This is a genomic window from Caulobacter endophyticus (assembly GCF_029543245.1).
In the GTDB taxonomy this organism is placed as follows: Bacteria; Pseudomonadota; Alphaproteobacteria; order Caulobacterales; family Caulobacteraceae; genus Caulobacter; species Caulobacter endophyticus_A.
The window spans coordinates 1-25,083 of record NZ_JARQWV010000005.1; the positions used below are offsets into that span (position 1 = coordinate 1).

The 25,083-nt window shown below is 69.9% G+C and carries 22 protein-coding genes; 6 read left to right on the top strand and 16 right to left on the bottom strand.

All coding sequences use genetic code 11. The features are described from left to right. Positions 1–169: 169 nt before the first annotated feature. Both P7A99_RS05935 and P7A99_RS05940 read right to left on the bottom strand, forming a co-directional pair. Complete coding sequence (locus tag P7A99_RS05935) at positions 170–475, bottom strand: hypothetical protein (RefSeq protein WP_277793006.1); 306 nt, start codon at positions 473–475, stop codon at positions 170–172. A gap of 295 nt (positions 476–770) precedes the next feature. Further along, a complete protein-coding gene (locus tag P7A99_RS05940) occupies positions 771–1,250 on the bottom strand; it encodes a cupin domain-containing protein (RefSeq protein WP_277793007.1) in 480 nt (159 codons plus the stop codon). 64 nt (positions 1,251–1,314) lie between these two features. On the opposite strand from P7A99_RS05940, the gene dapE reads away from it, so the two are divergent. Together dapE and P7A99_RS05950 are read left to right on the top strand one after the other, a co-directional pair. Beyond that, entirely contained in the window at positions 1,315–2,478 is a 1,164-nt protein-coding gene (gene dapE, locus P7A99_RS05945) for a succinyl-diaminopimelate desuccinylase (RefSeq protein ID WP_277793008.1), read from the top strand. A gap of 121 nt (positions 2,479–2,599) precedes the next feature. Then, positions 2,600–3,520 carry a glutaminase gene (locus P7A99_RS05950; RefSeq protein ID WP_277793009.1) on the top strand — a complete coding sequence of 307 codons (921 nt, stop codon included), beginning with the start codon at positions 2,600–2,602 and terminating at the stop codon, positions 3,518–3,520. A gap of 644 nt (positions 3,521–4,164) precedes the next feature. Here the strand turns inward: P7A99_RS05950 and truA are convergent. Together truA and fmt are read right to left on the bottom strand one after the other, a co-directional pair. Continuing rightward, the gene (truA, locus tag P7A99_RS05955; protein WP_277793010.1) at positions 4,165–4,908 is read right to left on the bottom strand and encodes a tRNA pseudouridine(38-40) synthase TruA; all 744 of its coding nucleotides are present in this window, start codon (positions 4,906–4,908) and stop codon (positions 4,165–4,167) included. Next, entirely contained in the window at positions 4,908–5,834 is a 927-nt protein-coding gene (gene fmt / locus P7A99_RS05960) for a methionyl-tRNA formyltransferase (RefSeq protein WP_277793011.1), read from the bottom strand. Before fmt ends, truA begins: the two co-directional genes overlap by 1 nt. Before the next feature lie 125 nt (positions 5,835–5,959). Between fmt and P7A99_RS05965 the strand changes: the two genes are divergently transcribed. Further along, complete coding sequence (locus tag P7A99_RS05965; RefSeq protein ID WP_277793012.1) at positions 5,960–6,316, top strand: cell surface protein; 357 nt, start codon at positions 5,960–5,962, stop codon at positions 6,314–6,316. Between the two features lie 168 nt (positions 6,317–6,484). On the opposite strand, the gene P7A99_RS05970 is transcribed toward P7A99_RS05965, so the two are convergent. The 12 genes from P7A99_RS05970 to P7A99_RS06025 form a co-directional block, all read right to left on the bottom strand. Next, a complete protein-coding gene (locus P7A99_RS05970; RefSeq protein ID WP_277793013.1) occupies positions 6,485–6,934 on the bottom strand; it encodes a DUF805 domain-containing protein in 450 nt (149 codons plus the stop codon). A gap of 27 nt (positions 6,935–6,961) precedes the next feature. Further along, positions 6,962–8,245 carry a leucine-rich repeat-containing protein kinase family protein gene (locus P7A99_RS05975; protein WP_277793014.1) on the bottom strand — a complete coding sequence of 428 codons (1,284 nt, stop codon included), beginning with the start codon at positions 8,243–8,245 and terminating at the stop codon, positions 6,962–6,964. Positions 8,246–8,253: 8 nt separating this feature from the next. Then, positions 8,254–9,099 (bottom strand): 2,3,4,5-tetrahydropyridine-2,6-dicarboxylate N-succinyltransferase, encoded by an 846-nt coding sequence (dapD, locus tag P7A99_RS05980; protein ID WP_277793015.1) that lies wholly within the window; start codon positions 9,097–9,099, stop codon positions 8,254–8,256. Next, on the bottom strand, positions 9,096–9,761 hold the full coding sequence (locus P7A99_RS05985) for a pyrimidine 5'-nucleotidase (RefSeq protein WP_277793016.1): 666 nt from the start codon (positions 9,759–9,761) through the stop codon (positions 9,096–9,098). Before P7A99_RS05985 ends, dapD begins: the two co-directional genes overlap by 4 nt. A 184-nt stretch (positions 9,762–9,945) precedes the next feature. Then, positions 9,946–10,860, bottom strand: a complete 915-nt coding sequence (gene argB, locus P7A99_RS05990; RefSeq protein ID WP_277793017.1) for an acetylglutamate kinase — start codon at positions 10,858–10,860, stop codon at positions 9,946–9,948. 60 nt (positions 10,861–10,920) lie between these two features. Continuing rightward, the gene (locus tag P7A99_RS05995) at positions 10,921–11,217 is read right to left on the bottom strand and encodes a SemiSWEET family sugar transporter (RefSeq protein WP_277793018.1); all 297 of its coding nucleotides are present in this window, start codon (positions 11,215–11,217) and stop codon (positions 10,921–10,923) included. Beyond that, positions 11,217–11,681: a response regulator gene (locus P7A99_RS06000; RefSeq protein WP_277793019.1), complete on the bottom strand. Its 465-nt coding sequence runs from the start codon at positions 11,679–11,681 to the stop codon at positions 11,217–11,219. The genes P7A99_RS05995 and P7A99_RS06000 overlap by 1 nt, the downstream gene beginning before the upstream one ends. A 14-nt stretch (positions 11,682–11,695) precedes the next feature. Next, positions 11,696–12,805, bottom strand: a complete 1,110-nt coding sequence (locus tag P7A99_RS06005) for a histidine kinase dimerization/phosphoacceptor domain -containing protein (protein WP_277793020.1) — start codon at positions 12,803–12,805, stop codon at positions 11,696–11,698. A 332-nt stretch (positions 12,806–13,137) separates the two neighbouring features. Further along, positions 13,138–14,184: a sulfate ABC transporter substrate-binding protein gene (locus P7A99_RS06010; RefSeq protein WP_277793021.1), complete on the bottom strand. Its 1,047-nt coding sequence runs from the start codon at positions 14,182–14,184 to the stop codon at positions 13,138–13,140. Between the two features lie 104 nt (positions 14,185–14,288). Further along, positions 14,289–15,317 carry a sulfate ABC transporter substrate-binding protein gene (locus P7A99_RS06015; RefSeq protein ID WP_277793022.1) on the bottom strand — a complete coding sequence of 343 codons (1,029 nt, stop codon included), beginning with the start codon at positions 15,315–15,317 and terminating at the stop codon, positions 14,289–14,291. 227 nt (positions 15,318–15,544) lie between these two features. Then, positions 15,545–17,086, bottom strand: coding sequence for an OprO/OprP family phosphate-selective porin (locus tag P7A99_RS06020; RefSeq protein ID WP_277793023.1), 1,542 nt, complete (start codon positions 17,084–17,086; stop codon positions 15,545–15,547). Between the two features lie 206 nt (positions 17,087–17,292). After that, positions 17,293–20,514 carry an autotransporter outer membrane beta-barrel domain-containing protein gene (locus P7A99_RS06025; protein ID WP_277793024.1) on the bottom strand — a complete coding sequence of 1,074 codons (3,222 nt, stop codon included), beginning with the start codon at positions 20,512–20,514 and terminating at the stop codon, positions 17,293–17,295. A 241-nt stretch (positions 20,515–20,755) separates the two neighbouring features. Between P7A99_RS06025 and P7A99_RS06030 the strand changes: the two genes are divergently transcribed. The 3 genes from P7A99_RS06030 to pstA all read left to right on the top strand — a co-directional run bounded on the left by P7A99_RS06030 (position 20,756) and on the right by pstA (position 25,063). Next, a complete protein-coding gene (locus P7A99_RS06030) occupies positions 20,756–22,213 on the top strand; it encodes a sensor histidine kinase (protein WP_277793025.1) in 1,458 nt (485 codons plus the stop codon). A 101-nt stretch (positions 22,214–22,314) separates the two neighbouring features. After that, the gene (pstC, locus tag P7A99_RS06035) at positions 22,315–23,757 is read left to right on the top strand and encodes a phosphate ABC transporter permease subunit PstC (protein ID WP_277793026.1); all 1,443 of its coding nucleotides are present in this window, start codon (positions 22,315–22,317) and stop codon (positions 23,755–23,757) included. Further along, positions 23,750–25,063, top strand: coding sequence for a phosphate ABC transporter permease PstA (pstA, locus tag P7A99_RS06040; RefSeq protein ID WP_277793027.1), 1,314 nt, complete (start codon positions 23,750–23,752; stop codon positions 25,061–25,063). The genes pstC and pstA overlap by 8 nt, the downstream gene beginning before the upstream one ends. The last annotated feature ends 20 nt before the right edge of the window (positions 25,064–25,083 follow it).

A 25,083-nucleotide genomic window follows, 5' to 3' on the forward strand; every position in this document is an offset into this window, starting at 1 on the left:
TACGCCCGCCCGGGGTTCGGGCCCCCCCCCGGTGTCTGGGGGGGGGGGGGGGGGGGGGGTTTCGCCGGGGGCGGGGGGGGGCCCCGGGACGGAGCGCCGTGCGCGCCGCCGCCCCCTCCACCGGCTTCGCCGGTCCCCCTCCCCCGCGAGCGGGGGAGGAGCACCATGCTCACAGCCGTCCCCGCGCCCCGCCTTTCAGGGCGTCGATCTTGCGTTCGGGCCGGGGCGGCGAGGGTGGAAGCTCCAGCCCGGCCGGGAGACCGCTGGCCGGCCGCGCCGCGCGCTCGGGCGGCAGGGCCTGGACGATCTTGCGCACCGTGCCGGCCATCTGGCCCAGCAGCCGCACCTTCTCGGAGGCCTTGCGGAAGGCCTCCCGGTCGAGGCCCGCCTCCATGGCGGCCCAAAGCTCATCCATCGCCGCCATCAGCCGCTGCTGGATCTTCGCGCACCAGGCGCGGGAGGTTTCGCTGGTCATGCCGACAAGCATGAGGCCGCTTTCAGGGCGTCGGATAGGAAACCTGCGTTTTCGTGTAGGGCGTTGAATTCGTTGGTGGCGAAGCGGGGATCCGCGGGGATAGACCCTCTCCCATAGGGAGAGGGAGGGGCCCAGGCGAAGCCTGGGAGGGTGAGGGGTTACACCGCCAGCCGGCGCGCCGGCACGCCGTCGACCGTCCCTAACCCCTCATCCTCCCACGCCTGCGGCGCGGGCCCCTCCTTCTCCCTCTGGGAGAAGGTGAGACAGGGGCGTCCCTGTGGATAACTTTCACCCCCTACCGCTTGCGCCCGCTCTCCGTCTCGTACGGCGTCCCGTCCCGATGCCGATAGGTCTCCTCGCCCGGGTGGATGACCAGATCCAGGTCCGGATAGTCGCAGCCGTCCTCGTCCGGCCGGCGTGAGCCCATCTCCAGCAGCATGGCCGGCGCGTCCGAGCGGTTCTGGATCTGGTGGCCGTTGGGCACGCCGGCCTTGAAGCCCGCGCAGTCGCCGGCCCGAAGGATCGTTTCGCCCCCTTCCTCGACCAGCACCACCTCGCCCTCGACCACCCAGACGAACTCGTCCTCCGCCGTATGCCAGTGGCGCTGGCTGGACCAGGTTCCCGGCTCAAGCCGCATCAGGTTGACCCCGAACTGGGTCAGGCCCACGGCGTCGCCCAGCTTCCAGCGCTTGCGCGCCCGGCACGGCAGATCGAAGGGCGCGGGATAGGCCGTGCCGTGACGGGTGGGCGCCTGGTCGATGTCGATCTTGGGCATGGTCGGCCTTGGTATGATCGTGCGCGGTTTGCGTCCCGCCGATGGGAAGCCTAAAGCCTGCAACATGACCAGCCCCGCGCCCGTTTCCGTCAGCATCGACCCCGTCGAGCTCGCCCAGGCCCTGATCCGCCGCCCGTCCGTCACCCCCGCCGACGAGGGCGCGATGGACGTGCTGCAACGACAGCTGGAAGGGCTGGGCTTTACCTGCCGCCGCATGAAGTTCGGCGAGATCGAGAACCTCTACGCCAAGCGCGGGACGGCCCGACCCAACCTCTGCTTCGCCGGTCACACCGACGTGGTGCCGGTGGGCGACGACGCGGCCTGGACGGCCGGGCCGTTCGAAGCCGAGATCAAGGACGGGGTGCTGTACGGCCGCGGCGCGGTCGACATGAAGTCGGCCATCGCCGCCTTCGTCTCGGCGGTGGCCCACACCGAGGAGGTCCCCGGCTCGATCAGCTTCCTGATCACCGGCGACGAGGAGGGCGTGGCCGAGGACGGCACGGTCAAGGTCGTCGAGGCCCTGGCCGCCGAGGGCGAGATCATCGACCACTGCATCGTCGGCGAACCGACCAGCGCCAGCCTGCTGGGCGACATGGTCAAGATCGGCCGCCGCGGCAGCATCAACGCCTGGATCGCCGTCGACGGCCGCCAGGGCCACGTGGCTTATCCGCATCGCGCCGCCAACCCGATCCCGGTGATGGTCGACATCCTCTCGCGCCTGCAGGCCCGCGTGCTGGACGACGGCTATACCGGCTTCCAGCCGTCGAACCTGGAGGTCACCACGGTCGACGTCGGCAACCCGGCCACCAACGTCATTCCGGCCAGCGCCAAGGCCCGCATCAACATCCGCTTCAACCCGGCCCACAAGGGCAAGGACCTGGCCGCCTGGATCGAGCAGGAGTGCCGCGAGGCCGCCGAGGGTTTCTCGGGCCGCGTCGAGGCCCTGTGCAAGATCAGCGGCGAGGCCTTCCTGACCGAGCCGGGCGCTTTCACCGACGTCATCGTCGGCGCCGTGGGCGACGCCACCGGCCGCGTGCCCGAACTGTCGACCACCGGCGGCACCAGCGACGCCCGCTTCATCCGCGCCCTCTGCCCGGTGGTGGAGTTCGGCCTCGTGGGCTCGACCATGCACCAGGTCGACGAGCGCGTGCCGGTGGAAGAAGTCCGCCAACTGGCCGGCGCCTACACCGCCCTGATCCGGCGCTATTTCGAGGCGTTTTCGGGCTGAGGGACAAAACCCTCGTCCTTCGACAAGCTCAGGATGAGGGTTTTGACTGCACGGCCCATGCAATAGCCCTCATCCTGAGCCTGTCGAAGGACGAGGGCGGACCCGCTGACGGAACCGAGCCATGAACGAGCTCTCCATCGACGAAGTCCTGGCCGAGGTCGCCGTGCTGGTGAAGCCGCACTTCGGCAAGGGGCGGGTGCCCGACTACATCCCGCAACTGGCCACCGTGCCGGGGACGAAGTTCGGCATGGCCGTGCGCACGGTCGACGGCGGTGAGCACGTGATCGGCGACGCCGACGAGGGCTTCTCCGTCCAGAGCATCACCAAGGTGCTGTCTCTGGGCCTGGCGCTCAACCGCATCGGCGACGAGGTCTGGACCCGGGTGGGCAAGGAGCCCTCGGGCACGCCGTTCAACCACCTCTCCCTGCTGGAGGCCGAGGGCGGCTTTCCGCGCAATCCGTTCATCAACGCCGGCGCCCTGGCGGTGACCGACATCCTGCTGGGCAAGGTCAGAGACCCCGCCGCCCTGGTGCGCGGCTTCGCCGCCTTTCTGAGCGACGGCCCGGTGGCGATCGACGAGGCGGTGGCCGCCTCCGAGCTCGACAACGCCTGGCAGAACCGGGCGATCGCCAACCTGATGCGCGGCAAGGGCACGGTGCGCCACGATCCGGAAGCCGTGGTCGCCGCCTATAGCCGCCAGTGCGCCCTGACCATGAGCTGCCGCCAGCTGGCGCGGGCCTTCCTGCCGCTGGCGGCGGGCGGCTTCTCGCCGGTGGTCGAGGAGACGATCTTCCCCGAGCGCCTGACCCGGCGCCTCAACGCCCTGCTGCTGACCTGCGGCATCTATGACAGCGTCGGCAGCTTCGCCTACCGCGTCGGCCTGCCGGCCAAGAGCGGCGTCGGCGGGGGCGTCGTCGCGGTGGTTCCCGGCAAGGCGACAATCGCCGTCTGGTCCCCCGAACTCGACCGCTTCGGCACCTCGGTGGTCGGCGCCAGCGCGCTGGAGGCCTTCAGCCAGCTGACGAATTGCTCGGTGCTGTGAAAACCCCTCTCTCATGGAGAGAGGGAGGGGCCCGCGCCGCAGGCGTGGGAGGGAGAGAGGGTACGCTCTCTCCAGAAAGGACACCTAAAGATCGTCATCCCGGAAAGCCCGCAGGCTTATCCGGGACCCAGGGGACCGGGCTCGAAGCTTGGTTCAAACACCCGGTGGCGCGCCCCAAGCACTGCGGCGGCCCCTGGGTCCCGGGTCTGCGCTTCGCTTCGCCCGGGATGACGGCATAGGGACGGAAGGGTGGAGATCTCCAGGCCGACGGTGAAACCTCTCACCCTCCCACCGCTTCGCGGCGGGCCCCTCCCTCTCTCAAAGAGAGAGGGGATCTCTGGTTGACCCAGATCAAGGCGACCCACTCCGCGCCGGCGCAACCTCCATCCGTTCCCCGATGGAGCCCGCCATGCCGATCGCCCAGCTCGCCTATCTCGGTTTCGTTCTCGCCGCCTTCGGCGTGTTCATGCTGGCGCTGGGATCGGTCTGGATCGCCGAGCGCCTGTCGGACGACTGACGCCTTTCGAAAGCCCCGGTTCCCTCCACCTACGGGGCTTTCACCCGGGGGCCGATGTCGGTCGGTCTCCGGTTCCTCGCGGCCTTCGCCGGATGTCGAGCCGGTGGAGGTCGCGGGCCCTTGGCCTTCAGTCCTCGTAGCCCACGCCCACCAGATAGAGCCCGTCGGCCGGAGCCACCGGCCCGCAGGCGCGCCTGTCCTTCGCCTCGAGCGCCTTCTTGACGTCGCCGACGGCCCAGCGGCCGGCGCCCACCTCGACCAGCGTGCCGGTCATCGACCGTACCTGGCGGTGCAGGAACGAGCGCGCCTCGAAGTCGAGATGGATCTCCTCGCCCACCCGCCGCACGCGGGCGACGTCCAGGGTCTTCATCGGGCTCTGGGCCTGGCAGTGCATGTCGCGGAAGGTGGTGAAGTCGTGCAGGCCGACGAGGGCCTGGGCCGCCGCATGCATGGCCTCGTGGTCGAGGTCCTTCTTCATGTGCCAGACCTTGCCCTTGTCGAGGGCCGGCGGGGCGCGGCGGTTGAGGATCCGGTAGAGGTAGCGCCGCTCGTTGGCCGAGAACCGCGCGTGCCAGCCCTCGGGCGCGACCTGCGCGTCGAGGATCGACACCGCCTCGCGGGTGAGGTGGGCGTTGAGCGCGTTCATCACCGTCTGGGCCGGCCAGTCGCGCTCGAGATCCACATGCACCACCTGGCCCGTCGCATGCACGCCGGTGTCGGTGCGGCCGGCCGCGGCGATGCGCAACTCCTGGCCGGAAAAGGCCTTCACCGCCGCCTCGATCGCCCCCTGCACGCTGGGCAGGGTCGCCTGGGCCTGGAAGCCCGAATAGGGACGGCCGTCGTACTCGACGAGGAGGCGGTAGCGGGGCATCAGGCCAGGACCGTCCCGGTCGCCAGCGGGAAGCCGCGCACGAACACCTCGGCCTCCTGCACGCCCTTGCCCTCGCGCTGGGCCTTCAGCAGGCGCACCGCGCCCTCGCCGCAGGCGACCAGCAGGGCGTCGTCCAGCACCGTTCCGGGCGCGCCTTCCGCGTCCTCGACCTTCGACAGCAGGGCCTTCACCCGGACGGGGCCCTTGTCCGACGGGGCCTCGAACCAGGCGCCGGGGAAGGGCGACAGGCCGCGAATGTGGCGGTCGACCTCGGCGGCCGGACGCGTCCAGTCGATGCGGGCCTCGGCCGGCTTGATCTTCTTGGCGTAGGTGACGCCGTCCTCGCTCTGCGGAGTCTCGATCGCGCCGCCGCGCTCGATGGCGGCCAGGGCCACCGGCAGGATGCGCGCGCCGACGGCGGCCAGACGGTCGTGCAGGCTGGCCACGGTGTCCAGCGCGTCGATGCGCACGGTCTCCGACAGCAGGACGGGGCCTTCGTCGAGACCCTCGCTCATCCGCATCACCTGGACGCCCGTCACGGGATCCCCGGCCATGATCGCCCGCTGGATCGGGGCCGCGCCCCGCCAGCGCGGCAGCAGGCTGGCGTGGAGGTTGAAGCAGCCCAGGCGCGGCGCCTCCAGCACGTCCTTCACCAGGATCTGGCCGAAGGCGACGACCACGGCGGCGTCGAGGTCGAGCGCCTGGAAGGCCTCGATCTCCTCGGGGGTCTTCATCGAGACCGGCGTGCGCACCGGCAGCCCCAGCCCTTCGGCGAAGGCGTGGACCGGCGAGGGCTTCAATTCCTGGCCGCGGCCGCGCGGGGCGGGCGGCTGGCTGTAGACGCAGACGATCTCATGGCCGCTGGCGACCAGTTCGGCCAGGCAGGCGACGGCGAAATCGGGGGTTCCGAGAAAGGCGATGCGCATGGCGGGGGTTTAGCGGTCGGAAGGCCCGGGGGAAAGCCGTGCAGGTTCCCAGAGTCGGAACCTCGACCGTTCGACCGCCGTTCTCTGCCCGACGGGTATCAACCAAGACGTCGGAGGAACACTAGATGCGCACCCTCGCCCTGATCGCCGCTTCCGCCCTCGCCCTGTCGGCCGCCGCCTGCTCGGACCAGCACGCCCAGCAGATCAAGGAAGGCGCCAGCGCCGCCGGCCAGGACATCAAGGACGCCGCCAACGAGATCAAGAACGACCCGGACGTCAAGGAAGCCGGCACGGCGCTGAAGGAAAGCAGCAAGGAGACCGCCGCCGGGCTGAAGGCCGCCGCCGGCGACGCCGTCGACGCGGCCAAGGAAGCCGGCTCCAAGGCCGGCGACGCCGCCCAGGAAGCCGGCAAGGACATCACCCGCGAGAGCAAGGAAGCCGGCCAGGCGGCCAAGAAGGAAGTCCACGAGGCGACCCGCTAGGGACACTCGTCCGGCCGCCATCTCAAACCCGTCCTTCCCCGCGCAGGCGGGGACCCAAGCGGAGTCTGCGGGCGGCGCACGGCCGCGCCTTGTCCTGACCCACAGCTTGGATCCCCGCCTTCGCGGGGAACCTCGGTAACAGATGGCCCGAATGCCGGGCGCTTTCCCCTACCGCCGCGCGGGCTCGGCGCCGTAGCGGTTGTCGCCCCGCGCCCCGCGCAGGAAGCCCAGCTCGACCCAGGCCCAGATCGACAGGATGACGGCCGCCAGGGCCAGCAGCGGCGCGGCCAGGATCAGCGCCGATCCGCTGGCGTAAAGCCCGCTCGCCACGCCGCTCAGCGCATAGGGGCCGACGCCGAAGACCAGCACCCACCAGCCCGGCTTGCCCCGGTCGTGCAGCCGGCGAACCGCGACGGCGACCCCGGCCGCCACGACCGGCAGGAACAGCAGGCACGGAACCGCCCCAAGCCAGCCGCCGGCCATGGTCGCCAGCACGGTGAGGGTCAGCAGCACGGCCGTAGCCAGGGCCAGCCGGACCTGCGTGCGCCAGTAGTCCAGCCGCGAGGCGCGGCCCGAGACGGCGAAGATCGGTTTCAGCTTTTCGACGAGGCCGGGCATGGCGCCACTAGAGCCTGTGTCGGGCGATCAGGAAAGGGCCGCCAGGGCCTGGGCCATCGACGGCCGCGCAGCGCCGTCCGGCTGGACGCAGTCCGCCTCCAGGGCGCGCAGGTCGGCCGGCGTCTCGCCGTCGATCCGGTCCAGCAGTTCGCCCAGCAGCAGGCCGAAGGCCCGCACGTCCAGCGGCGTCCACCGCTGCCCGGCGTCGGCGGGCAGGAAGGCCGCAGCGCCGAAATCGCTGAGCACGGCTGCGCCGTCGGTCCCGTCCCACAGCACGTTGTGGGCGTAGAGGTCGCCGTGCTGCAGACCCCGGGCGTGCAGGTGGGCGGCGCCGGCCGCCACGTCGCGGGCGATCCGGCGAGCGACCTGCGGCGGCAGGGCGAGGTCGGAGGCGTAGACGTCGCGGCTGCAGCTTTCCAGGCTGGGCGGCCCGGCCAGCACCCGCCAGCTTTCCGGCAGCAGCGGCATCAGCAGGCCTTCGGCGCCGTCGGGATGGTCCTCGATCCGGCCCAGGGCGCCGGTCAGGTTGGGATGCTCGCCGGCGGCCATGCAGGCGGCCATCTCGCGCTCGGGCAGGCCGTCGCTGGTCATAGCGCCGCGAAACAGCTTCAGGGCCGCAGGCCGGCCGCTCCAGGCGGCTTCGAAGACGTCGCCGGAGGCGCCGCGTCCCAGCGGCCTGCCGATGGTCAGCTGGCCCCAGGCGGCGGGGGGCGCAGCGCGGGCCGGGGACTGGGCGTCGAACGGATTGCCCGACCAGGCCAGCCAGGCCAGGGCCGGCAGCTCCGCCAGCCAGGCCGGCGGGGCGTCGAAGCGGTTGGCGGCGATGCGCAGCAGTTCGAGGTCGCCTGCCTGGGCCAGGCTTTCAGGCAGGGCGGCCAGGCGGTTGCCCGACAGCAGCAGCTTGCGCAGGTCCGGGCGCTCGCCCAGGGCGTCGGGCAGCAGCGCGATGCGGTTGTCGGTCAGGGTCAGCCAGCGCAGGGCCGGCGGCAGGGCCTCGGCGGGAACCTCAACCAGCCCGCAGCCGCGGAAGCCCACCTGGCTCAGGGCCGGGCAGTCGCCCAGCGCCTCGGGCAGGCGCCGGAACGGTGCGCCGGAGGCGAACACCGCCCTCAGCCGCTTCAGGCGGGAAAGATCGTGTGGCAGGCGGTCGATGCGGGTGCGGCTGATGTCCAGCACCTCGAGCGTATCGGCCAGGCCGAAGACCTCTGCGGGGAGCTCGGCGAGGTCCGCGTCGCAGAGGTCCAGCCTGGTCGCGCCGGCCAGGTCGCCGGCGCGCAGGGCGGCCAGGGTGTCGTTCGCGGCCGCCCCCATGGTCGCGATCAGTCTCGCAGCAGGTCGTTGATCGAGGTCTTCGAGCGGGTCTGGGCGTCGACCGTCTTGACGATCACGGCGCAGTACAGGCTCGGGCCGCCGTTCTTGTCGGGCAGGCTGCCCGGCACCACGACGCTGTAGGGCGGCACCTTGCCGATGTGGATCTCGCCGGTCTTGCGGTCGACGATCTTGGTCGAGGCCGACAGGTAGACGCCCATCGACAGGACCGAGCCTTCGCCCACGACCACGCCTTCGACGACTTCCGAGCGGGCGCCGATGAAGCAGTTGTCCTCGATGATGGTCGGGTTGGCCTGCAGCGGCTCCAGCACGCCGCCGATGCCGACGCCGCCCGACAGGTGGACGTGCTTGCCGATCTGGGCGCACGAACCGACCGTCACCCAGGTGTCGACCATGGTGCCCTCGTCGACGAAGGCGCCGATGTTCACGAACGACGGCATCAGGATGACGTTCTTGGAGATGTGCGAGCCGCGGCGGACGATGGCGCCCGGCACGGCGCGGAAGCCGCCGGCCTCGAACTGCGGGGCTTCCCAGCCGTCGAACTTGTTGGGCACCTTGTCCCACCACGGACCCACGCCGCCGCCCAGGGCGCCCGAGCGCATGACGGTGTTGGGGTTCAGGCGGAACGACAGCAGCACGGCCTTCTTCAGCCACTGGTGGGTGGTCCACTCGCCGTCGATCTTTTCCGAGACGCGGGCCTTGCCGCTGTCGAGCAGCAGCAGGGCTTCTTCCACGGCGGTGCGCACCGGGCCGGTGGTGGCGGTCGAGACGCCGTCGCGGGCTTCCCAGGCGGCTTCGATCTCGGTCTGGAGGTCGGCGAGGGTGAGGGCGGTCATGCGGGGGTTCCCTTCAGGCGCGCCGAGCTCAGGAACCCGGCGAGGTCGTTGGTGCGGTGATGGACGTGTTCGGAGGGGCAGGCGGCCGCGTGGGCGCCGACCAGGACGGTGGTCATGCCCAGCCGCGCGGCGGGCACGAGGTTCTTCTCGCTGTCCTCGAAGAAGGCCGTGGTCGCCGGATCGATGGCGTGCAGCTTGGTGATCTTGTCGAAGGTCGCCAGCGAGGGCTTGGGGATGTAGTCGGCCGTCTCGATGGCGAAGACGTCCTCGAACAGCTCCCGCAGTCCCAGGTGACCCAGCACCCGCTCGGCGTGGCCCAGCGAGCCGTTGGTGAACACCAGCCGGCGGCCGGGCAGGGCGTTGATGGCCTCATGCAGCGCCTGGTCGGGGACCAGGTTTTCCATCGACACGTCGTGCACCTCCTCCAGGAACTGGGCGGGGTCCATGCCGTGATAGGTCATCAGCCCGGCCAGGGTGGTGCCGTGCTCGAGGTAGTACTTCTTCTGCAGCGCCCGGGCCTCTTCGCGGGGCAGGCCCGTGAAGCGCTCGACGAAGTCGGTCATCCGACCCTCGATCAGGCCCATGAACTGCGTCTCGGCCGGATAGAGGGTGTTGTCGAGGTCGAACAGCCAGGTGTCGACGTGGGTGAGGTCCACCATCACACCCTCTCCCATGGGGAGAGGGAGGGGCCCATGGCGAAGCCATGGGAGGGTGAGGGGGTAAGGCGTTCGACGGCGTGTCGGCAGGGCGTGGGGAATGGGCGGTCAGGGCGTAACCCCTCACCCTCCCACGCTGCGCGCGGACCCCTCCCTCTCCCTCTGGGAGAGGGTCCCTTCACCTCGACCATCATTTCGAGATCAGCGTGCCCGCGCCGTGCTCGCTGAACAGTTCGACCAGCATGGCGTGCGGGCGGCGGCCGTCGAGGATGACCACGGCCTCGACGCCGCTCTCCACGGCGTGGATGGCGTTCTCGAGCTTGGGGATCATGCCGCCGGTGGCCACGCCGTCGGCGATCAGCTGGCGGGCCTGCTCGATCGTCATCTCGCGGATCAGCTCGCCATTGGCGTCGAGCACGCCCTTGATGTCGGTCAGCATCAGCATCCGCTTGGCCTTCAGGGCGCCCGCCAGGGCGCCGGCGACCGTGTCGGCGTTGATGTTGAAGGTCTCGCCCTGGGCCGAGACGCCGATCGGCGCGACGACCGGGATGTAGTCGGTTTCCGAGGTCAGCAGGGCCTGGATCAGGTGCGGGTCGACCTTGGTCGGCTCGCCCACGAAGCCCAGGTCGACGACCTGCTCGATATTGCTGTCCGGATCCTTGCGGGTGCGGGTCACCTTCTCGGCGGTGATCAGGCGGGCGTCCTTGCCCGACAGGCCCACGCCGCGCACGTCGGCCTCGGCGCCGGCGAGCGTGATCCAGTTGGCGATTTCCTTGTTGATGGCCCCCGACAGGACCATCTCGGCCACTTCCATGGTGGCTTCGTCGGTGACGCGCAGGCCGTCGATGAAGGTCGACTTGACGCCGGCCTTGTCGAGCATGCGGCTGATCTGCGGACCGCCGCCATGGACCACCACAGGGTGCACGCCCAGGAGCTTCAGCAGCACGGCGTCGGCCGCGAACAGCTTGGCGACCTCTTCCTGACCCATGGCGTGGCCGCCGTATTTGATCACGACCGTCTCACGGTCGTAGATCTGGATGTAGGGCAGGGCCTCGGCCAGGGTCTTGGCGGTGGCCCAGCCAGCTTCCTCGGCGACGTTGGTCAAGGGCGGTGGTCCTGGTGCGCGAAATTAGGCGCGCCTCGATAGCGGACCCCGTCCCCCCTGTCACCCTTTGACGTCGTTCCCGGATCGTCCGCGTCCGTAGCGCCATTTGAGCGCGAGCACGGCGGCCGACATCACAAGGCAGGCCAGGTTCGAGGCCGCCACCGGCCAGGCCTTGATCATAAGGCCGTAGGTCAGCCAGCAGCCAAAGCCCGTCACGGTCACCACATAGGTCCGCAGCGACACCGACGAGGCGTCCTTCTCCTTCCAGATCTTGACGATCTGCGGGGCGAAGCTGGTGATCGACAACAATGCGGCGGCGGTGCCGACGAAGACGGCGACCGGGTGGGCGGCGGCCATCAGGCCGTGCGCGGCATTTCGGTCAGGCCCCACAGCTGCGCATAGGCCGGCGCCAGCTCCAGGCCCACAGGCGGCAGGCCCGGCGCATGGCCCTCTTCCAGGCAAACGGCCAGATAGGCCAGGGCGGTCTTCACCCCGTGCTCGGAATAGGGCTTGCCGATCACCCCGCAGGCCCCGGCGAAGTCCTCCGGCAGACGCTTGACGTTGGCGGTCATGAACAGGGCCACGCAGCCGCAGTCGTCGTGGATCTTGCGCACCACCTCCACGCCCGTGGGGCCGTCGCGCAGGTGGACGTCGACGAGGGCCAGATCCGGATGCAGCGACTTGGCCAGGTCCACCGCCTCGTCCGAGCTCATGGCGCAGCCGACGGGGTGGTAGCCGGCTTCCTGCACCAGGAACTCCAGCTCGGTGGCCAGAAGGACCTCGTCCTCGACGATCAACACATCCAACGCGCGCCCTGGCATGGGTCTACTGGTTCCTAATGATGCGCGCCGTTGACGGGCAGGTTGACGACGACGCGGGTTCCGGGCTCGGCTGCCGTGGTCTCGGACCGGGCCTTCAGCTGCTGGCAGAGCAGCTGGACGATGGTCAGTCCAAAACCCGACGTCCGGGCCCCTTCAGCCATTCCAACGCCGTCATCGGCGATTTCGATCCGGAACTCGCCGTTCGTGCGAGTGATCGATACCGAAATGTGGCCCGAACGCCCCTCCGGAAAGCCGTGGCGCAGGGCGTTGGAGAACAGCTCGCTGATCACCAGGGCCAGGGGCGCGGCTTTCGAGGCCGGCACGTCCACCCGTTCCAGGTCCAGGCTGACGCGGATCTCGTCGCGATTGGCCGAGCCGGCCATGTCCGACACCAGGTCGCGCACGAAGGCCGAGACGTCGAAGCGCTCGACGTCCTCGCTCTGGAACAGCCGGCGATGCACGGTGGCGATGGCGTTCACCCGCTCCAGCATGCCGCGCAGGCTGTGCTTGACCGCCGGCTCCTTCTCGCGCCGGTTCTGCAGCAGCAGAAGCGACGAGATGAGCTGCAGGTTGTTCTTCACCCGGTGGTCGACCTCGTGCAGCAGGGCGGTCTTCTGCTCCAGGGCCTGGGAAAGCTCGCGGGTGCGGGCCTCGACGGCGTCTTCCAGGTCGCTGCGGGTCTCGCGCAGGTGCTGTTCGGTCTGCTTCTTCTCGCTGACGTCCAGCTGCGAGCCGAAGAAGTAGATGATCTGCCCCAGCTTGTTGCGCACGGGGCTGAGGTACAGCGCGTTCCAGAACGTCGAGCCGTCCTTGCGGTAGTTGAGGATGTCGATGGCGATGTCCTCGCCCGCGCCGATGGCCAGGCGCAGCTCGCCGATGGCGGCCGGGCTGGTGTCGGGCCCTTGCAGGAAGCGGCAGTTGCGGCCGATCACCTCCGAGCGCGAATAGCCGGTCAGCCGCAGGAAGGCGTCGTTGGCGAAGATGATCGGATTGTCGGCCTGGGTGGCGTCGGTGACGATCATCGCCATGCGGGTGGCGCGGATGGCCGCGGCGAAGGGGTCGTCGATGCCGTGCTCGGCCGCGAGCTGATCGCCCGCCCGCTGAGACTTCAGATAATCCGTCATTCCTGAGCCCGACCCCGGCCTTGTTCCATGGACGCCCCGTCAACGGCTCAACGCCTGGCCTTGAGTCGGGTTCCCGACCAAGCTTGGGCATGGAAACGCAAAACGCGGCGGCCCCATGGGGACCGCCGCGCCGGCAATGGTCAAGTTTGGAGAGGGGATGGGCTACACTGGAGACCCGACGCCCCTCCATCCGTGTTTCCCCGCGAAGGCGGGGATCCAAGCCGAGCCGGCGGCTCGCGACCACCGTGCCTGTCCTGACATCCAGCTTGGGTCCCCGCCTTCGCGGGGAAACTCGGCGAAGATGGCCGGGCCTGTGAGTTCCCCCGACGCCCCTACCTCGGACGGTAGATGCGGTCGAACACGCCGCCGTCCGCGAAGTGGGTCGCCTGGGCCTTCTTCCAGCCGCCGAAGGTGTCGTCGATGGTCGACAGCGGGATCGCCTTGAACTTGCCGGCGTACTTCTTGGCCACGGCCGCGTTGCGCGGGCGGTAGTGGTGCTTGGCGATCAGCTCCTGGGCCAGCGGGCTGTAGAGGAAGTTGAGGTAACCCGTCGCCGCCAGACGGGTCTTGTGGCGGTCGACATTGCGGTCGACCAGGGCCACCGGCGGCTCGGCCAGGATCGAGCGCGAGGGCACCACGATCTCGAACTGGCCCGGCAGTTCCTCCAGCGCCAGGAAGGCCTCGTTCTCCCAGGCCAGCAGCACGTCGCCGATGCCGCGCTGGGTGAAGGTGGTGGTGGCGCCGCGCGCCCCGGTGTCGAGCACCGGCACGTGGACGAACAGGTCCTTCACATAGGCCTCGGCCTTGGCCGGATTGCCGCCCGGCTGCTTCAGCGCCCAGGCCCAGGCGGCCAGGTAGTTCCAGCGCGCCCCGCCCGAGGTCTTGGGGTTGGGGGTGATGACGCCGACGCCCGGCTTGACCAGGTCCGGCCAGTCCTTGATGCGCTTGGGGTTGCCCTTGCGGACCAGGAACACGATCGTCGAGGTGTAGGGCGTCGAGTTCTGCGGCAGGCGCGACTGCCAGTTGGCCGGCAGCAGCTTGGCGCGCTCGGCGATCTCGTCGATGTCATAGGCGAGCGCGAGGGTGACCACATCGGCCTGCAGGCCGTCGATCACCGAGCGGGCCTGCTTGCCCGAACCGCCGTGGCTCTGGTTGATGGTCAGGGTCTGGCCGACCTTGTCCTTCCAGTACTTGGCGTAGGCGGTGTTGATGTCCTTGTAGAGCTCGCGCGTGGGGTCGTAGCTGACGTTCAGCAGGGTCAGGGATCCTGCCGCCTGGGCCTGGCCCGCCAGCAGGGCGGGGGCCCCCAGAGCGGCCGCGCCGGCGCCGGCCGCGCCGAGCAGGCCGCGCCGGGTGGGAGACTTGAAGGCGTTGGTCATGGCGATGTCGCTCTTGGCTCCGATGGGTCCGGGCGATTAACGCACGAACCGGATGGAGGCGTCATACCCTATTGTCCAGGTAGGCTTCACGCCCAAGAAGACTCTTACGGCCGGTAGATTTGATCGAAGACGCCGCCGTCCGCGAAGTGCCGGGCTTGGGCCTTCTTCCAGCCGCCGAACTGGTCGTCGATGGTGGCCAGCGGGATCTTCGGGAACTTGGCGGCGTACTTGGCCGCCGCCTGGGCGTTGCGCGGCCGGTAGTGATGCTTGCCGATCAGGTCCTGGGCCAGCGGGCTGTAGAGGAAGTTCAGGTAGCCCTCGGCGACCAGCTTCGTGCCGCGCCGTTTCACCACGCTGTCGATCACCGCCACCGACGGCTCGGCCAGGATCGAGCGCGACGGGTAGACGATCTCCAGCCCGTCGGCGGCGAACTCCTGGCGGGCCAGGTGCGCCTCGTTCTCCCAGGTCAGCAGCACGTCGCCGACGCCCCGCTGGGCGAAGGTGGTCATCGAGCCGCGCGCCCCGCTGTCGAGCACCGGCACCTGGCGATAGAGCTGGCGCACGAAGGCCTGGGCCGAGGCGTCGTTGCCGCCCGGCTGCTTCAGCGCCCAGGCCCAGGCGGCCAGATAGGCCCAGCGCGGCGCGCCGCCGGTCTTGGGATTGGGGGTGATGATCTGGACGCCGGGCCTTGTGATGTCGCCCCAGTCCTTGATCCGTTTGGGATTGCCCTTGCGCACCAGGAACACGATCGTCGAGGTGTAGGGGGCCGAGTTCTGCGGCAGGCGCGACTGCCAGTTGGCCGCCGTCAGGCCGCGGGCGGCGATCTGGTCGATGTCGTCCGCCAGCGCCAGGGTGACCACGTCGGCCTGCAACCCGTCGATCACCGAGCGCGCCTGCTTGCCCGAGCCGCCGTGGCTCTGGCGGATCTCCAGCGTCTGGCCCACCCGGCGCTTCCAGTAGGCGGCGAAGGCCGGGTTGATGTCCTGGTAGAGCTCTCGCGTGGGGTCGTAGCTGACGTTCAGCAGGGTGACGACCTTGGGCGCCTTCTGGGCCAGCGCGCTCGCGGGCGCCGCCGCCAGGGCGCCCGCGCCAAGGGCGACGTCCCGGCGGGTGGGAAGGCGAAGCAGGCTCATCGGGCGTCCTTGTGCAGGTGACGCCGAAACCTTGGCCGATGCGCGGCTGCAACGCGCGCGAGTGTTTCTGAGGACGGGATCAGAAAGGGAGCTGTCGCTTCCCTCCCCTCGATGGGGGAGGGGCAGGGGTGGGGGTGATCTGCTGAGTTGGCGACCGGGCGGCTTCTGACGCCGCAGTCACCCCCATCCCCGACCCTTCCCCCATCAAGGGGGAAGGGGGGAGAGCCCTAGAACGCGAACTGGCTGCGCAGGTTGACCGCCTGATAGCCCTGGCTCAGCGGAACGACGCCGCCGGCCGGATCCAGCCGGTCGATGTCGACGTCCAGGTAGTCGAGCGAGACCTTGGTCACCGAGTTGGGGAACCAGTTCACGCCCGCGCTCCAGATCGTCTGCTCGCCGCCGCGCACCCGGTCGGCCGCCAGGGCGGCCAGCTCGTGGTGGTTGAGGTCCAGCACCGAATAGCGCGCCGCCAGCTCCCAGGCGCCCCATTGGCCGGCCTTCGGGTCGAAGGGGTGGGCGATGGACGGGGCGTCGAAGGCGAAGGTGGCGGCGTTGTAGCGGCGGCTCTCGCCGGTCAGCACCAGGCCGCCCTCGACGTACCAGCCGCCGAACTTCGGATCGCTGACCCCGGCGGCGGCGTTGCGCCGCTCCAGCGCGATGTCGAACACCTCGCTCTGGATCAACAGGCTCTTGTGCTGAACGGCCAGTTCCGCGCCCAGGTGGCGCAGGTTCTTGGCGTCGAGAGCGCCGGTCGAGACCAGGGTGGTCCCGTCGACGCGCAGTTCGGGCCGCTCGGCCAGGGTCAGGGCGTAGGCCCCGCCCACCGCCGTCTGGGCCGGGGTGGCGATGTAGCCGCCGTTGACGCCCAGGTGCAGCAGCCAGTCCTTGTTCTTGACGGGAGCGAAGGCGGCGCGGCCGACATAGGCCTGCTGCTCGTCGAAGGTCTGGGCGTCGCCGCTCTTGCCGCCGGTGGCGGCGGCAGACAGCAGCCAGTTCTCGCCCGAGGCCTGCACCTGCAGCCCATAGCGGCGGTCGGCAGAGGCCAGGCCCCGCACCATCTCGGCGATCGCCGCGCGCTCGGGGAACAGTGCGCTGTTCTGCGAGGCCGCGTCGCTGAGGCCGACATTGGGCGCGAAGGCGCCGGCGCGCACCCTGAAGGGCGCGTAGTTGTACTGGACGAACAGCTCTTGCAGCATGCCGGGGCCGTCGGTCCCGTTGCCGCCGAAGTCGAGCAGGATCGAGTAGTCGAAGTTCCGGAAGAACCGGCCGTCCAGGCCCAGGCGCGCGCGGCGGAAGTTGCTGCCGCTGTTGAGGTCGCGGCCGTTGCCGATCACCGCCGGCAGGCCCTTGTCCTGGAAGTAGTGGGCGGTGTCGAGCTGCATCACCCCGTGCAGGCTGGCGGTGAAGGCGCCGTCGGTCGAGGCGATGGTCGGGCGGCCGGCGGCGATGCTGACGGTGGCGGCCGGCAGAGGCGAAGCGGCCTTCGGAGCAGGGGCGAGGGCGGGCGCGGCGGTGGCGACCTGGACCGGCGGCGCGGGGCGCGCGGCGGCAGGGGCCGTGGCGACCGGCGCGCCGGCGACGGTGGTCGCCTTAAGGTCGTTGATCTGCTGCTGCAGGAACTTCAGCTGCGCTTCCAGCGCCTCGATGCGGGCCTGCTGGTCGCCGGGTTGCGGCGGCGCGGGCGTCTGGGCCTGGGCGCCGCCCGCCATCGCCAGCGTCGAGACGCAGGCGATCAGGGCCATGCGCGAGGCAAGGCGGTTGATGGTCACGGTCTTCCCCTCGCGGCGGCTTGCGCCACCGTCCTATTGCTCAGGAGAAGATGACTAACGGGCAGGCTCTAAATGGAGCTTTGACGATCCAAGTCCTTGGTTTTCCTAGGTGCTGCGGCGAAACGTCGCTCCGAGGGCGGATGATCCAAAGAAAAAGGCCCCGCACGTTGTGCGAGGCCTTTCACTCCACCTGGATGGCGGGACGATCAGAACATCGTCCGGCCGGTGAGCTTCACATTGTAGCGCTTCTGGCGCTTGGTGCTTTCCGCGCCGCCTTCCAGGGCGACGTAGGACATCGCCGTGCCGGCCCGCAGGGCGAAGCCCAGGGTCAGGGCGCCCTGGCGGTTGTCGAAGGCCTCCAGAACGATCTTGCCGTTCTTCTTGGTCACGACGGTGTCGGCCAGGCTGCCGGCGATGGTCTTGCGGTAGCCGACGCGCACTTCGGGGCGCAGCCACACGTCGCGGCCGAAGTCGGCGCCCAGGACAAGGCCCAGGTCGCTCGACAGGTTGCTCCACTTGCGGGCGGCGATGATGCCGTCCAGCACGTCGCCGCCGCCGGTTTCCTCGTGGCCGTCCTCGTTCAGGTAGGTGTAGTCCACACGCGCCTCGGGGCGGGTGAAGAAGCGGCCCAGCTTGGCCTCGTAGGCGGCGCCGGCGAAGGCGTTGGCGGTCACCGCGCCCCAGTCGGAGTTGGCCGTGCGGGTGGCGTCGAGGGCGCCGGTGGTCGGGTTGCGGATGAACAGCACGCGGGTGCTGTCGAACCAGGCGTAGCCGGCGCCGCCGCCGGCGTTGAACCGCCAGGGGCCGACCGACCGGCGCCAGTAGACGCCGCCCTGCACCACCGAGGCGGTGCTCTGCTCGCCCACCTGGGCGACGCTGTCGTGTTCTTCCAGCGCGGTATAGGCCAGGGTCACGCCCAGGGCGCCGCCCGCGTCGCCCATGGCCTCATAGCCGGCGACGAAACCGAAGGCCTGGGTGTCGGTGCCCAGGGTCTCGCCGTCCTCGCGGCGGACCAGGCCGTTGATCTCCTGCACCCAGATGCTGTCGGGGCCGTAGCGATCGCCCGGATCGGGCCGGATCGAGGTGGCGTGCGAGATCTGCTGGTTGATGTTCTGCAGGGTGGCGAACATGCCTTCGCCCTGGTCCGGCAGCAGCTGGTTGTAGTTGTGAAGGAACGTGGCCTTGTCGTTGATGCCCAGGAACTGGTCGGCCACTTGCTTGTCGCCGGCCAGCGAGCCGAACAGGGTGTCGTAGGCGGCCGCGCCCGAGCGGGCCAGGCCGATCTCGGCGGCGGTGCGGCGGCGCACGTCCAGATAGACGTCGTTGCCGGCGGCGCGGGCGCTGGCGACGTACATGTACGGCGCGTTGTCCAGCAGGCCCTGGCCGAAGGTTCCGGCGGTCAGCGAGCCGGCGCTGATCACCTTGTACGAGGTCTCGTCGGTCAGCAGGCTGGTCAGGCGCAGGCCAAGCTGCGCGCCGCTGGCGATGTTGGCCGAGCCCGAGACCACCAGGCTGGTGTTGGTCTTGGCGGTCGGGTCGGCGGTGAACACCACCTTGCTGTCGGCGCCCAGGGTCAGGCTCGAGATGTTGATCGCCTGGGCGTTGCTCAGGCCCAGCGAGCCCTTGCCGATGGTGATGTCGAGCTGGCCGTCGCCGCTGTCGAGCGAACCGACCACGGCCGCGCCGCCGTCGATGCGGAACTTGTCGGCGCCGGCGCCGAACGAGATGTCGCCGATCACGGCGCCGTTCAGCACGTTGAAGGTGTCGGCGCCCGAGCCGAAGCGGACCTGGCCGATGATCGCCGGCTCGGCGCTGTCGGGCACGCCGTCGCCGTCGGCGTCGGGCAGGGTCTTGTCGCTGCTGACGACGCCGTTCTGGGTCAGGGTGACGCCGGTGGTGTTGCGGCTGACGTCGATCGCCACGGCCTTGCCGGTGATCGTCTCGTTCGAGGGATCGAGGTCGGCGTCGTCGGTATCGCTGGCGTCGTCGGTGGGCGAGATGGCCGCGATGATCGAGCCGGTGTTCTCGATCGAGGTCAGGCCGCCGGAGTAGTCGACCACGCCGTAGGCGGAGCCCTTCTCGCCGACGACGCTGGCGTTGATCACGCCGCCGTTGCGCAGGACGGGCGCGTTGGCGCCGGCCTCGATGACGATGCCGCGCGAGTCGAACACGCCTTCGGAGACGCTGTAGGTGGTGATGGTGCCGCGGTTGTCGATCACCGGCACGTTGGCGCCGGCGGTGACCCGCACGCCGTTGGCGTTGGCCTCGTAGGCCTGCGAGGTCAGCGTGGTCTCGAGGCGGGCGCCATTGGCGATGTTCGTCGCCTGGCCGGTGGCGCCGCCCAGCTGGATGGCGGTCGAGGTGATCCCGTCATAGACGCCGTTGGCCGTGATCACGCCGCGGGCGCGCAGGCCGTAGGCGTTGTCGCCCGTGCCGATGACGCCGATGTTGATCGCGCCGGTGTCCGAGCCGATCAGCAGGGCCGGGGCCGAGCCGTAGACGGCCAGGGCTGAGTTGCCCTCGTTGGCGTCCTCGACGCCGTCGCCGTCCTCGTCGGTCTTGGTGCTGTCGCTGTCGGCCGGGCGGATGTCGAGCAGTACGCCGCCGGTGACGCTGCCGGCCACGCGGACGGCCGGGCCGCCCTGCAGCAGGTCGTCGGCGTCGAGCTTGTCGCGGACCGTCTTGTCGGCCGGGCGGGTGGTGTAGCGATAGCCGGTCGCGGAGATCGCGCCCTGGACCACGAACGCGCCGTTGATGTTGTTGTCGATCGCCACGGCGGTGGAGTTTCCGCCCAGCACCGAGACGCTGCCGTTGACGGTGACCTTGCCGGTCACCGGCGCGTTGACGTGGATGCCGTAGCTGTTGTTGCCGGTGACGGCGATCGCGCTGCCGTTGGTCAGGTTGCCGTTCAGCGCGCTGTCCAGCTTGATGCCGGCCGAGTTGTTGCCCTCGACGGTGATCGCGCCGCCGGTGGCCAGGATGTCGCCGGTGAAGGCGCCCGGACCGGTCAGGCGGATGCCGTAGCGGTTCTGGCCCAGCGCGAAGGCGCCGTCGACGTCGCCGTCCGAGTCGGCGTCGGTCGGGGTGTAGTCCTCGTCGAGCGTGATCGAGCCGGTGCTGGTGACCGTGCCGGTCGTGCCGCCGTTGATCAGGATGCCCGTCGAGTCGTTGACGCCCTGGGTGCTCAGCGCACCGGCGTTGTTGACCTTATTGTTGCTGTTCAGCGTCACCAGCGCGCCGCCGGCGGTCAGCTTGATCGAGCCGGCCGTGTCGATCTTGACATCATCGGCCGCGCCGTTCGTCCCGGCGCTGCCGGTGGCGATCGGCGTGGTCCGTGCGGTGTTCACCACCGTCTCGGCCTGCGCGGCCAAGGCCATGGCCATCAGAGGAGCGGCCGCGACCGTCGCGACCAGGACCTTGCGCTGCATACGAACAGACCACCCTAAGGAGAATACCCTCGACCCCTGAGATTGCGTCAGGTTGCGGCGAAATTGCGGTGACTTCCGCGACCGACACGCATCCAGGGGTTCCCCGTCTATCCCAAGCCATCGGGCGGCGCCATATCTGGTTCGTCGAATCATCGCATCGTCACAAAACTGGCCTACGAGCCTTGGCCCCCGTCCAGGGCTTCGCCCGGGCCTCGTCCTTCCAGGGAGCACGCTGCTCGCCATGCCTACCGTCACCCCCCTCTCGCCGGTCGCGCCGGAGCGCTGGGGCGGCGGCCTGGCCGGCGCCTGGGCCGGGGCGTGGACTGCGGTGGCCGCGGGGCCGACCGCGCTGCTGGCCATGACCGCCCTGGGCGCGGCCGAGCCGGGCGTGGCCCTGCCGGCGGCGATTCTGCTCGGCGGAGGCGGGGCGATCCTGCTGCGCCGGCTGCGTCGCCGGCTCGACGACTCCGCCTTTAGCCTGGCGCCCGCCGCGGCCTCGGCCGATCGCGCCCCGCCCTTCGCCGTCATTCTCGAGAATCTGCCCGACCCGCTGATGGTCATCGCCGCCGAGGAGGCCGACGACCTGACGGGCCGGCGCTTCGTGTTCGCCAACGCCGCCGCCCGTGAGCGCTTCCGCATCAAGGAGGGGGCCCTGCTGGTCACCGCCGTGCGCAGCCCGCGGGTGCTGGAGGCCGTGGACGAGGCCCTGTTCGGCGGCGTCGAGCGCACCGTCGAATGGACCGGGGTCGGGTCGCAGGGGCGCGACTGGGCCGCCCAGGCCGTTCCGCTGGGCCGTGACGAGGCCGGCTCGCACCTGGCCCTGCTGGTGCTGCGCGACGAGACCGACGTACGCCGAACCGAGCGCACCCGCGCCGACTTCCTGGCCAACGCCAGCCACGAGCTGCGCACGCCCCTGGCCTCGCTGTCGGGCTTCATCGAGACCCTGCGCGGCCACGCCAAGGAGGATCCGGGCGCCCGCGACAAGTTCTTAGGGATCATGCAGGCCCAGGCCGAGCGGATGTCGCGCCTGATCGACGACCTGATGAGCCTGTCGCGCATCGAGCTGAACGAGCACATCGCGCCGGCCGGCCGCGTCGACCTGGCCATGGCCGCCCAGGACGTCATCGACGCCCTCGCGCCCCAGGCCCGGGGCAAGCAGGTCGGCTTCGACGCCGTGCTGCCGCCGCGTGGCGCGGCCGTGGTCGAGGGCGACCGCGACCAGATCGTCCAGGTGATCCAGAACCTCGTCGACAACGCCATCAAGTACACCCCCAAGGACGGGACGGTGCGGGTCGAGATCTTCCCCGGCCTGAGCCCGGCCACGGCCGTCGCGCCGCGCGATCCGGCCGCCGCGCGGCTGTCGCTGCTGACCCCCGACCATTCCGACGTCGAGGAGTTCTACGCCGGCCTGCGGGTCTCCGACCGCGGGCCGGGCATCGCCCGCGAACACCTGCCGCGCCTGACCGAGCGCTTCTATCGCGTCGAGGGGCAGAAGAGCGGCGAGCGCCAGGGCACGGGCCTGGGCCTGGCGATCGTCAAGCACATCATCAACCGCCACCGGGGCGGGCTGCACGTGGAGTCCGTCAAGGGCGAGGGGGCCACCTTCGGGGTCTATCTGCCGATGGCCAAGGCCTTGGCGGACAAGGGTTCGGCGGGGGCGGAAGAGCCTGCGCCGGCCGGTGTCGTAAAACTGTCGTAGAAACGTCGCATAAGGTCGTGGCCCGGCCGGCATAGATCGGTTGACGGGCGGGGCGGTGCAACGGGCGCCGTCTTCGCATCCAGCGCAAGACCGCTTCACGCATGCTGACCTGGCTCTCGCTCCTGTTCCTGGCGCTGTTCGCGCTGGCGGCGTTCCTGCTCGGCCGCGGCCGGGCGCTCAAGGCCGCCGGCGGCGCTTCGGTGCGCCTGCACTCGCTGCCCAACTATTACGGCGCCTATGCCGCTTTGTGGGCCGGCGCGCCCGCCGCCCTGCTGCTCCTGCTCGGCGCCGTGTTCGGCGGCCGCATCGAGGAAGCGGTGCTGCAGGCCGAGCGTCCGGCCGCCATCGCCTCTCTGACCCCCGACCGCCAGGACGTGTTCTTCAGCGACGCCCGGGCCATCGCGGCCAAGGAAGCCCCGTCGGAAGTCGTCTACGAGGGCGAGCTGAAGACCGCGCTCGACGCCAAGGTGGCCGAGTCGCGCAAGATCACCGCCACGGTGCGCTACACCACGATCGGCCTTGCCGCCCTGGTGGCCCTGATCGGCGTGCTGCTGGCCCTGCCGCGCGTGGGCCTGGAGTTCCGCGCCCGCAACCGCGTCGAGGGTTGGATCAACGGCCTCCTGATCGCCTGCTCGGTCGCCGCCGTGCTGACCACCCTGGGCATCGTGCTGTCGCTGGTCTGGGAAAGCTGGCGCTTCTTCCAGAGCGTCAATCCGCTGTCGTTCCTGTTCGGCACCGAGTGGAGCCCGCAGATCGCCATGCGCGCCGACCAGGTAGCCTCGTCGGGCGCCTTCGGGGCCGTGCCGCTGTTCGCCGGCACCTTCCTGATCATGCTGATCGCCATGCTGGTGGCCGCGCCCGTCGGCCTCTACTCGGCGATCTATCTGTCGGAATACGCAGACCGCCGCGTGCGCTCGATCGTCAAGCCGCTGCTCGAGGTGCTGGCCGGCGTGCCGACCGTCGTCTACGGCTTCTTCGCCGCCCTGACCGTGGGCCCGCTGTTCCGCGCCTTCTTCAATGCGATCGGCGAAGGCATGGCCGGCGGCCCGCTGGACGGGATCGCCCAGTACCTGATGCAGGTGCAGAACCAGATGGCCCTGGTGGCCGGCGTGGTGATGGGGATCATGCTGATCCCGTTCGTCTCGTCGCTGTCGGACGACATCATCAACGCCGTGCCGCAGTCCCTGCGCGACGGCAGCTACGCCATGGGCGCCACCAAGTCCGAGACGGTCAAGAAGGTCATTCTTCCCGCCGCCCTGCCGGGCATCATGGCCGCCATGCTGCTGGCCGTGTCCCGCGCCGTCGGCGAGACCATGATCGTCACGATGGCCGCCGGCCTGCAGGCCAAGCTGACCGCCAACCCGCTGGACACCGTCACCACCGTCACGGTGCAGATCGTCACCCTGCTGACCGGCGACCAGGAGTTCGACAGCCCCAAGACCCTCTCGGCCTTCGGCCTGGGCCTGACGCTGTTCGTCGTGACCCTGGCGCTCAACATCATCGCCCTGCGCATCGTCCAGAAGTATCGGGAACAATATGACTGACGCCGCCATCAACGCCGGCGCCGCCCCGCGCGAGCAGGGTCCCCGCCCGCAGCTCTCGGCCGCCGAGGCGCGCCTGAAGAAGCGCTACCGCTCGGAGATGTGGTTCAAGGCGCAAGGGATCGCCGCCATCGTCGTGGCGATGATCTTCCTGGTCGTGCTGGTCGGCCGCATCGTCGCCCAGGGCTACACCACCTTCGAGACCCACTCGATCAGCGTGCCGGTCTACCTGAACCCGGACCGCATCGACCGCACGGCGCTGGACGGGGTCAATTACGACTACATCGTCGCCGAGGCGGTGATGAAGAAGCTGAACATCCAGGACGACGACCTGGGCACGACGTCGAGCAAGGTCATGGACCTGGTTTCGCGCGATCTCGGCTTCCAGCTGCTCGACAAGATCAAGGCCGACCCGTCGGTGATCGGCAAGACGATCACCGTCACAGGCCCGGTCAAGGCCGACGCCGATCTCTACTTCAAGGGCGAGATCAAGCGCTCTACGGCTGAGGAAGACCGCAAGCTCGACAACCAGCAGCTCGCCTGGCTGGACCAGCTGGAGAAGGACGGCACCGTCAAGGGCGGCTTCAACTTCGGCTTCTTCACCAAGTCCGACTCCACCGAGCCCGAACAGGCCGGCGTGCTGGGCGCGGTGGTCGGTTCGGCCCTGATGCTGGTCATCACCGCCCTGATCGCAGTGCCGGTCGGCGTGCTGGCCGCCGTCTACCTGGAAGAGTTCGCGCCGAAGAACCGCTGGACCGACGTCATCGAGGTCAACATCAACAACCTCGCGGCCGTGCCCTCGATCGTCTACGGCCTGCTGGGCCTGGCCCTGTTCATCAACTGGCTGCACGTGCCGCGCAGCTCGCCGCTGGTCGGCGGCCTGGTGCTGGCCCTGATGGCCCTGCCGACCGTGATCATCGCCACCCGCTCGGCGCTCAAGGCCGTGCCGCCCTCGATCCGCGAAGCCGCCCTCGGCGTCGGCGCCTCCAAGGCTCAGACCGTGTTCCACCACGTGCTGCCGCTGGCCATGCCCGGCGTGATGACCGGCGCCATCCTGTCGCTGGCCCACGCGCTGGGCGAGACCGCCCCGCTGCTGATGATCGGCATGGTCTCGTTCGTGCCGGGCGTGCCGGAAGGCTTCACCGGCGCCTCGACCGTGCTGCCGGTGCAGGTGTTCATCTGGGAGAACGCCTCGGAGCGGGCCTTCCACGAGCGCACCGCCGCGGCCATTCTCGTCCTCCTGATCTTCATGATCGTCATGAACGCCGCGGCCGTCATCCTGCGCCGCCGCTTCGAACGCCGGTGGTAGGATCCCGATGACCTTCACCA